The 2,980-nt window shown below is 69.4% G+C and carries 5 protein-coding genes; all 5 read left to right on the top strand.

Annotation, left to right across the window (positions count from 1 at the left end; translation table 11 throughout):
• A partial coding sequence (locus tag P409_RS30635) for a PaaX family transcriptional regulator C-terminal domain-containing protein (RefSeq protein ID WP_034847369.1) occupies positions 1–300 on the top strand: 300 nt, incomplete at its 5' end.
• 197 nt (positions 301–497) lie between these two features.
• Complete coding sequence (gene paaA, locus P409_RS30630; RefSeq protein WP_034847366.1) at positions 498–1,481, top strand: 1,2-phenylacetyl-CoA epoxidase subunit PaaA; 984 nt, start codon at positions 498–500, stop codon at positions 1,479–1,481.
• A gap of 14 nt (positions 1,482–1,495) precedes the next feature.
• The gene (paaB, locus tag P409_RS30625; RefSeq protein WP_034847363.1) at positions 1,496–1,783 is read left to right on the top strand and encodes a 1,2-phenylacetyl-CoA epoxidase subunit PaaB; all 288 of its coding nucleotides are present in this window, start codon (positions 1,496–1,498) and stop codon (positions 1,781–1,783) included.
• Positions 1,783–2,547 carry a 1,2-phenylacetyl-CoA epoxidase subunit PaaC gene (gene paaC / locus P409_RS30620; protein ID WP_034847361.1) on the top strand — a complete coding sequence of 255 codons (765 nt, stop codon included), beginning with the start codon at positions 1,783–1,785 and terminating at the stop codon, positions 2,545–2,547. The genes paaB and paaC overlap by 1 nt, the downstream gene beginning before the upstream one ends.
• A 248-nt stretch (positions 2,548–2,795) precedes the next feature.
• Positions 2,796–2,980: iron-sulfur cluster assembly protein (locus P409_RS30615; RefSeq protein WP_343285535.1), on the top strand; the 185-nt coding region annotated here is incomplete at its 3' end.

The following is a 2,980-nucleotide window of genomic DNA, read 5'->3' as shown; positions in this document are numbered from 1 at the left end:
CTGGCGGAATTCGAGCCGCTACGCGCGGCGCTGGCGGCGGGCGGCGATCTCTCCGACCAGGACAGCTTCATCGCCCGGATCCTGCTGATCCATGCCTGGCGCCGGATCGTGCTGCGCGACCCGGTGCTGCCGGCCGATCTGCTGCCGCCGGACTGGCCCGGCACTGCCGCCCGCGCCCTCTGCGCCGATCTCTACCACCGGCTGCTGCCGGTCTCCGAGCGCTGGCTCGACGCCCACGGCCAGGCCGAATCCGGCCCCCTGCCCCCGCCCGGCCCGGAGCTGCTGCAGCGGTTCCGGTAAAGCGCCTCCCTTCTCCGTCATGGCGAGCCCCGAAGGGGCGTGGCCATCCAGAGGATGGAGCCGCTGGATCGCCAGATCGCTTCGCTCCTCGCGATGACGACAAGGGTGCCTGCGCCTCAATATGTTACCAAAATTATTGACCACACATATTTCTGTGACATATGCTCCAAGCAAGGTCAGGGAGGATGCCGGACGCCATGTACACGCAGGCCCTCAACGCCACCGATCAAGCCGCCAAGCCGGTCGAGGACACCACCCTTGCCGCCCGCTTCCAGGAGCGGATCGATGCCGAGGACCGGATCGAGCCGAATGACTGGATGCCGGAGGCCTATCGCAAGACGCTGACCCGCCAGATCTCCCAGCACGCCCATTCCGAGATCGTCGGCATGTTGCCGGAGGGCAACTGGATCACCCGGGCTCCCACTCTTCGGCGCAAGGCGGCGCTGCTGGCCAAGGTGCAGGACGAATGCGGCCACGGCCTCTATCTCTATGCCGCGGCCGAGACGCTGGGCACGGCGCGGGAGGAGCTGGTGGACCAGCTCCTGACCGGCCGCGCGAAATACTCCTCGATCTTCAACTACCCGACCCTGAGCTGGGCCGATATCGGCGCCATCGGCTGGCTGGTCGACGGCGCCGCGATCATGAACCAGATCCCGCTGTGCCGCTGCTCCTACGGCCCCTACGCCCGCGCCATGATCCGGGTGTGCAAGGAGGAGAGCTTCCACCAGCGCCAGGGCTACGAGATCATGGTCACCCTGGCCCGCGGCACGCCGGAGCAGAAGGCGATGGCGCAGGACGCACTGGACCGCTGGTGGTGGCCCTGCCTGATGATGTTCGGCCCGCCCGACACGGCCAGCCAGCACAGCGACACCTCGATGAAGTGGAAGATCAAGCGCTTCTCCAACGACGAGCTGCGCCAGAAGTTCATCGACGCCACCGTGCCGCAGGCCCGGTTCATCGGCCTGTTCCCGCCCGACCCGGAGCTGAGGTTCAACGCCGAGACCGGGCATTGGGAGCACGGGCCGATCGACTGGGACGAGTTCAAGCAGGTCCTGGCCGGCAACGGCCCCTGCAACCGCGACCGGATGGCGGCGCGCCGCAAGGCTCATGACGACGGCGCCTGGGTGCGCGAGGCCGCGCTCGCCTATGCCGGGAAGCGCCGCACCCGCGCCGCCGCGTGACGGGAGGACACGCCATGACCACGCCGAATTTCCCGCTCTGGGAAGTCTTCATCCGCAGCCGCAACGGGCTGGCGCACAAGCATGTCGGATCGCTGCACGCGGCCGACCCGACCATGGCGCTGCAGGCGGCGCGCGATCTCTACACCCGCCGCGGCGAGGGGCTGTCGATCTGGGTGGTGCCGTCCAACGCCATCACCGCGTCGGACCCCGCCGACAAGGCCATGATGTTCGAGCCGGCGGCCAGCAAGATCTACCGCCACCCGACCTTCTACGACGTGCCCGAAGAGATCGGGCATATGTGATGATCACCGTCGCCGAGACGCCGCTGGTCCGCTACGCCCTGGCGCGGGCCGACGACGCCCTGATCCTGGGCCACCGCCTGTCGGAATGGTGCGGCCACGCGCCGATGATGGAAGAGGACATGGCCCTGGCCAATATCGGGCTCGACCTGATCGGCCAGGCCCGCGCCCTCTACGGCTACGCCGCCGAAGTCGAGGCCGCCGGCAACGACGAGGACAGCTACGCCTATCTGCGCGACGTGCGGCAATACCGCAACCTGCTGCTGGTCGAGCAGCCGAACGGCGACTTCGCCCGCACGATCGTGCGCCAGTTCTTCTACTCGGCCTTCGCCGATCCCTATTGGCGGGCGATGACCGCCTCCACCGACCCGACCCTGGCAGCGATCGCCGCGAAGTCGGAGAAGGAGAGTGCCTACCATCTGCGCCACAGCGCGGAATGGGTGATCCGCCTCGGCGACGGCACCGATGAGAGCCATGCCCGGGCCCGGGCGGCGGTGGAGGAGCTGTGGCCCTTCACCGGCGAGGTCTTCCTGCCGGACGAGGCCGAGCGCGGGCTGATCGCTGAAGGCGTCGCAGTCGATCCCGAGAGCCTGCGCGAGACCTGGGCGCGGACCGTGGCCGATGTGCTGGCCGAGGCCACCCTGGATGTGCCGCCGGCCAGCTGGTCGCAGCGCGGCGGCCGCGACGGAAGGCACAGCGAGCATCTCGGCCATCTGCTGAGCGAGTTGCAGATCCTGCAGCGCACCTATCCGGGGGCGACGTGGTGAGCCGGTCGCCAGCCTCTCCCGCCCCTTCTGAGTCCCCCCTCCCCTTGCGGGAGGGGGGTAGGGGGAAGGGTCCGCGCGCGTCCGCGCGCGAAGAGTCCAAGTCTCCATCGGCTTCCGAGCCGGCCCACTTCGACGCTCCGACCGCTCTGCCTGAGACAACCCCCTCCCCCTGCCCCCCTCCCGCAAGGGGAGGGGGGACTCAAAATGAGCTGACGCTACGCCGGCGCGTCTGGGAGGCCGCGGCCGCCGTGGTCGACCCGGAGCTGCCGGTGCTGACCATCGCCGATCTCGGCGTGCTGCGCGAGGTCACGGTGCAGGACGGTCGGGTCGAGGTGGCCATCACCCCGACCTATTCCGGCTGCCCGGCGATGAGCGTGATCGCGCTGGAGATCGGGCTGGCGCTGGAGCGGGCGGGCATCGCCGGCGCCCGGGT

This window comes from Inquilinus limosus MP06 (assembly GCF_000767795.1).
GTDB lineage: Bacteria > Pseudomonadota > Alphaproteobacteria > DSM-16000 > Inquilinaceae > Inquilinus > Inquilinus limosus_E.
Note: the sequence above shows the minus strand (reverse complement) of the source record. Positions and strands in the feature narration are given on the sequence as shown.

Bases quoted from the DNA above. Each gene is read 5' to 3' on its own strand.
- paaA (WP_034847366.1), top strand. From the start codon at position 498: ATGTACACGCAGGCCCTCAACGCCACCGATCAAGCCGCCAAGCCGGTC.
- paaB (WP_034847363.1), top strand. From the start codon at position 1,496: ATGACCACGCCGAATTTCCCGCTCTGGGAAGTCTTCATCCGCAGCCGC.
- paaC (WP_034847361.1), top strand. From the start codon at position 1,783: ATGATCACCGTCGCCGAGACGCCGCTGGTCCGCTACGCCCTGGCGCGG.